The 763-nt window shown below is 63.0% G+C and carries 1 protein-coding gene; it reads left to right on the top strand.

The features are described 5' to 3' along the window. Positions 1-626, top strand: a 626-nt coding sequence (locus EN994_RS33870; protein WP_348631701.1) for a DUF447 domain-containing protein, incomplete at its 5' end; no start/stop codon positions are given. Positions 627-763 lie beyond the last annotated feature (137 nt).

The raw sequence follows: 763 nt of genomic DNA, 5'->3' as shown, positions 1-763 counted from the left end.
CAAGCCGCTCCGCGCAAGGAAATAGCGCTAGGACCATGCCCTACATTCGCGAATCGATCATCACGACGGTCAATAAGGCAGGCAACGTCCACATCGCGCCGATTGGCATCATTGCCGAGAATGACGGTTGGGTTATCGCGCCGTTCCGGCCGTCGGTCACGCTCGACAATCTCGCCGAAGTGCCGTTCGCCATCGCCAATTATACTGACGACGCGCGTGTCTTTGCCGGCTGCCTGACAGGCCGCAAGCATTGGCCAACCGTTCCGGTTGACGGGTTCCCGGTGCCGAGGCTCGAGGCGGCGCTGGCGTATTCGGGCCTCGAAGTCCGGGCGGTCGATGACAATGGTGTGCGCCCCCGCCATTTCTGCCGCGTGGTGCGGGAGGAAACGCTCGCGCCGTTCACCGGCCTCAACCGAGCCAAGGCGGCGGTGCTTGAGCTGGCCATCCTGGTCAGCCGGCTCGGCATGCTGCCGCGCAACAAGATCGAGGCGGAAATCGCCTACCTTTCGATCGCCATCGAAAAGACGGCAGGCGACGGTGAAAAGGAAGCCTGGGGCTGGCTGATGCAGCGTGTCAGCGATCACTTGACCGCCAAAGGTTCGGATAGCGAGGACTCGCGAGCATAGGCGCGAGCGCCGCAACCTGCTTACGAAGGATATCCCGCCAAAAGCGCCACTGCGGACGCAGGTGCCGCGCTGCTCGCTTGCCCGCGAACAGTGTCATCGGCGGGGATGATGTCGGCGAAATCGACGTAACTGCGTTC

Origin of the sequence: Mesorhizobium sp. M7A.F.Ca.CA.002.09.1.1 (assembly GCF_003998555.1) — a bacterium.
GTDB classification, from domain to species: domain Bacteria; phylum Pseudomonadota; class Alphaproteobacteria; order Rhizobiales; family Rhizobiaceae; genus Mesorhizobium; species Mesorhizobium ciceri.
Note: the sequence above shows the minus strand (reverse complement) of the source record. Positions and strands in the feature narration are given on the sequence as shown.